The 4,121-nt window shown below is 70.1% G+C and carries 5 protein-coding genes; 2 read left to right on the forward strand and 3 right to left on the reverse strand.

Annotated features, from left to right (window positions below; translation table 11 throughout):
• The 3 genes from FV222_RS18955 to FV222_RS18965 all read right to left on the reverse strand — a co-directional run.
• On the reverse strand, nt 1-851 hold an 851-nt coding region (locus FV222_RS18955), incomplete at its 3' end, for a xanthine dehydrogenase family protein subunit M (protein WP_147815388.1).
• 12 nt (nt 852-863) lie between these two features.
• Nucleotides 864-1,529 (reverse strand): aldehyde dehydrogenase iron-sulfur subunit PaoA, encoded by a 666-nt coding sequence (gene paoA, locus FV222_RS18960; protein WP_147815389.1) that lies wholly within the window; start codon nt 1,527-1,529, stop codon nt 864-866.
• 217 nt (nt 1,530-1,746) lie between these two features.
• On the reverse strand, nt 1,747-2,499 hold the full coding sequence (locus tag FV222_RS18965; RefSeq protein ID WP_147750060.1) for a sigma-70 family RNA polymerase sigma factor: 753 nt from the start codon (nt 2,497-2,499) through the stop codon (nt 1,747-1,749).
• A gap of 280 nt (nt 2,500-2,779) precedes the next feature.
• Between FV222_RS18965 and nadA the strand changes: the two genes are divergently transcribed.
• Nucleotides 2,780-3,802, forward strand: coding sequence for a quinolinate synthase NadA (gene nadA / locus FV222_RS18970; protein WP_147750061.1), 1,023 nt, complete (start codon nt 2,780-2,782; stop codon nt 3,800-3,802).
• Nucleotides 3,799-4,121: FAD-dependent oxidoreductase (locus tag FV222_RS18975; protein WP_147815390.1), on the forward strand; the 323-nt coding region annotated here is incomplete at its 3' end. The genes nadA and FV222_RS18975, both read left to right, overlap by 4 nt.

Below are 4,121 nucleotides of genomic sequence, written 5' to 3' on the forward strand. Positions count from 1 at the left end.
CTGCCGCCCTTCGCGAGCGTGGCCTCGGCCGCCTCGACCCGCCACGGCTTGTGCGCGAGCCCGCCGAACGCCATCCGCGCCTGGGTGATCTTGCCGTCCGCCTTCCCGATCACCGCGGCGATCGAGACGGTGGCGAAGGCGTAGGAGGCGCGGTCGCGGACCTTGCGGTAGACGTGCAGGCCCTCGACCGGCTTCGGCAGCGTCACCGCGGTGATGATCTCGCCGGGCTGCAACGCGGTCTCGATCTTCGGGGTGTCGCCCGGCAGGCGGTGGAACTGCGCCATCGGGATCGTGCGGGTCGCGCCGTTCGGCGACAGGGTCTCGACGCCGGCATCGAGGACGCGCATCGCGACGTTCATGTCGGACGGGTTGGTGGCGATGCAGGCGTCGCTGGTGCCGAGCACCGCCATGATGCGGTTGAACCCGCCGATCGCCGAGCAGCCCGAGCCGGGCTCGCGTTTGTTGCAGGGTTTCGACGTGTCGTAGAAGTAGTAGCACCGCGTGCGCTGAAGCAGGTTTCCAGCGGTGGTCGCCTTGTTGCGCAGCTGCCCCGAGGCGCCCGCGAGCAGGGCCTTGGCCAGCACCGCGTAATCCTTGCGCACCCGAGGGTCGGCGGCGAGGTCCGCGTTGCGCACGAGTGCGCCGATGCGCAGGCCGCCGTCGGCGGTGGCTTCCACCTTGTCGAGCGGCAGGCGGTTGATGTCGATCAAGGTCGTCGGCGTCTCGACCTGCAGCTTCATCAGGTCGAGCAGGTTGGTGCCGCCGGCGATGAACTTGGCGTTCGACCGCTCGGCCGCGAGGCGGGCGGCGTCGCGCACGGTGGCGGGGCGTTCGTAGGTGAAGGCTTTCATCGCGCGCGCCCTTTAGAGTTCGGTGCCGGCGGAGGAATCCGCCACTTCGCGGATCGCGGCGACGATGTTCGGGTAGGCGCTGCAGCGGCAGAGGTTGCCGCTCATCCGCTCGCGGATCTCGGCATCGGTGAAGGCGGCCTTGCCGACGAGGTCCTCGGTGACGTGGCTCGGCCAGCCGGCCTTGGCCTCCGACAGCATGCCGACGCTGGAGCAGATCTGGCCCGGCGTGCAGTAGCCGCACTGGAAGCCGTCATGGTGGAGGAAGGCGGCCTGGAGCGGGTGAAGCTGCTCTTCGGTGCCGAGGCCCTCGATGGTGGTGATCGCGTCGCCCTCGTGCATCGCGGCCAGCGTCAGGCAGGAATTGATCCGGCGCCCGTCGACCAGAACCGTGCAGGCGCCGCACTGGCCGTGGTCGCAACCCTTCTTCGAGCCGTTGAGGTCGAGATGCTCGCGCAACGCGTCGAGGAGCGTCGTGCGGGTGTCGAGGGTGAGGTCGTGCGCCGTGCCGTTCACGGTCAGGCGGACCGGCAGCATCTGCGGGGCCGGGTCGCCGGGCTCCGTGGCGAAGGCAGGCCTTGCCGAAACGCCGAAGCCCGTGGCCGCCGCGGCGGCCGCACAGCTTTCCACCAGCGTCCGCCGGGTCAGCGCGAAGGCGCCGTCTCGTGTCTTGTCCGTCATGCTCGCTGTCCCGTGCGGCCGGCATGCCGGGCGCTGTGGTGCGGGCGAAGGGCGTGCCCGCAGGGCGGTGTCGCAACGGGAACGCCAGACGGATTGATTCGATCCGTTCCAAACTGCGCCGTATCGGCGCAACTGGATGAAGAATGCGATCGGCAGAAAGCAACCGGGCGTCGCGCAGGCGGCGTCGTGGAGGCTCGCAGGCGCGCCGCCGCTTCGGTCAGGCTCCGACGCCGACGGCGCTTTCGCCGATCGCCGACAGGGTGAGGTGGTCCGCCCCGACCTCGGCGCCGGTGTAGCCGAGCATGTGGGCGAGCTGGTCGCGGGCGCGCCAGACCCGGCTCTTCACCGTGCCGATCCGGCATTTAAGGATCGCGGCCGCCTCCTCGTAGGACACGTTCTCGACCGCCACCAGGATCAGCGCCTCGCGCATCGGCGGCGACAGCCGCCCGAGCGCGGCCTGCACGTCCTGCAGGTCGAGATGGCCGCCCTGCTCGGGCAGGCTCGTCAGGCGTGCGGCGTGGTCGCCGTCGCTGTCGGCGACCTCGCGGGCGTGCTTGCGGTGCACGCTGTAGAAGGCGTTCCGCATAATCGTGAACAGCCATGCGCCAAGGTTGGTGCCGACCTTGAAGCTGCCGCGGCTGCGCCAGGCGCGCAGCATCGTGTCCTGCACCAGGTCGTCGGCTGCCGACGGGTTGCGCGTCAGCGAGATGGCGAAGCTGTGCAGGCTGGTCGCCGCTTCGAGGAGGCCGGCGCGGAACGCCGCGTCGTCGCGGCCCTTCGCGTCGGCGAGTAGGGCCTCGAGCCGCGCCAGCAGGTCGCCGAGATGCGGCGGCGGCGGGGCCTGCATCGAGGCGGCATAGGTGGTTCTGAGATGCTCACCCAGGTGGATGCGGATAGCATCGGACAGTTTCGGCGCCTCGACGGACAGGGATTCCGAGGTGCCGTTACAGTCTTCCGTGGTGATGAGCATCGTGCCCCGCGCAGCTGGAGTTCCGATGGCGCCTCGGCACCCACTTGGGATTTCGCGCAATCGTTCGGGCACCGCAGCAACATAGGTTATCTTCGAGCGATTTCGGCCTGCGGCGATCTGGGTCGGCGCCGACGCGGCTCGTGTGGGCGGCGTTTCGCGACGCATGGGGGCGGGTGCGTCGCAAAACCGTTATGCTCAGTCTCAGCATATCTAGACAGGGCGATGCGGCGCGCCTAACTTAGGCGGCACAATGCTCAAACTGAGCATAATGGAGGGCGCCATGGCGTCGACCGCGTTTCCCGTCTCCGCCCCCCGCGCCGTCCCCGCCGGGATGCCGCTGCCCGACATCTATGCCCGCGTCAGCCGGCACATCCCGGCGATCGAGTGGCCGGCCCTCGTGCCCGACATCGAGGCGATCCTCCGCCTCAAGCGCGAGCGCAACGCCGTGATCCTGGCGCACAACTACCAGGCGCCGGAAATCTTCCACACGGTGGCCGACATCGTCGGCGACAGCCTGGCGCTCGCCCGCGAGGCGGTGACGGTGAAGGCCGACGTGATCGTGCTCGCCGGCGTGCACTTCATGGCTGAGACCGCCAAGCTCCTCAATCCGGGCAAGACCGTGCTGATCCCGGACCTCGCCGCCGGCTGCTCGCTCGCCGACTCGATCACCGCCGCGGACGTGCGCGGCCTGCGCGCGAAGTACCCCGGCGTGCCGATCGTGACCTACGTCAACACCTCGGCGGCGGTGAAGGCCGAGTCCGACCTGTGCTGCACCTCGGGCAACGCGGTGGAGGTGATCCGCTCGCTCGGCGTGAAGCGCGTGCTGATGATCCCGGACGAGTTCCTGGCGCAGAACGTCCAGGCGGTGCTGCCCGAGATCGAGATCCTGACCTGGGCCGGCCATTGCGAGGTGCACGAGCGCTTCACGCCCGCTGACATCCGCGACGTGCGCGAAAGCTATCCCGGCGTCACCGTCATCGCCCACCCCGAATGCCCGCCGGACGTGGTGGCCGAATCCGACTTCTCGGGCTCGACCGCGATGATGATGAACTTCGTCCTGGAGAAGCGCCCGGCCCAGGTCGTGCTCGTCACCGAGTGTTCGATGGCCGACAACATCGCCGCCGCCAACCCGGACATCGAGTTCATCAAGCCCTGCAACATGTGCCCGCACATGAAGCGCATGAGCCTGTCGAACATCCGGCACGCTCTCGAGACCATGACCCACGAGGTCGTCGTCGATCCCGCGCTGGCCGACCGGGCGCGGGCCGCCGTGGAGCGCATGCTCGCGGTGGGTGCGCGATGAACGCGTTCTCGCGCAACCCCGCCGACCGCGTCGTCGTCGTCGGCGCCGGCGTCGCCGGCTTGAGCGTCGCCCTGCGGCTCGCGCCGCGACCGGTGACGCTCGTCAGCGCCGCGCCGCTCGGGCTCGGCACCGCCACCGGCTGGGCCCAGGGCGGCATCGCCGCCGCGATCGGCGCCGACGACGCGCCGTCGCTTCATGCCGCCGACACCGAGGGCGCCGGCGCCGGCCTCACCGATCCCGCGGTCGCCCTGCGGGTCGCCGCGGAAGGCCCGCGGCTGATCGACTGGCTGGTCTCCCTCGGCGCGCCGTTCGACCGCGA

The sequence above is a fragment of the Methylobacterium sp. WL103 genome (assembly GCF_008039885.1).
GTDB lineage: Bacteria > Pseudomonadota > Alphaproteobacteria > Rhizobiales > Beijerinckiaceae > Methylobacterium > Methylobacterium cerastii.

Bases quoted from the DNA above. Each gene is read 5' to 3' on its own strand.
- nadA (WP_147750061.1), top strand. From the start codon at position 2,780: ATGGCGTCGACCGCGTTTCCCGTCTCCGCCCCCCGCGCCGTCCCCGCC.
- FV222_RS18965 (WP_147750060.1), bottom strand. From the start codon at position 2,499: ATGCTCATCACCACGGAAGACTGTAACGGCACCTCGGAATCCCTGTCC.
- paoA (WP_147815389.1), bottom strand. From the start codon at position 1,529: ATGACGGACAAGACACGAGACGGCGCCTTCGCGCTGACCCGGCGGACG.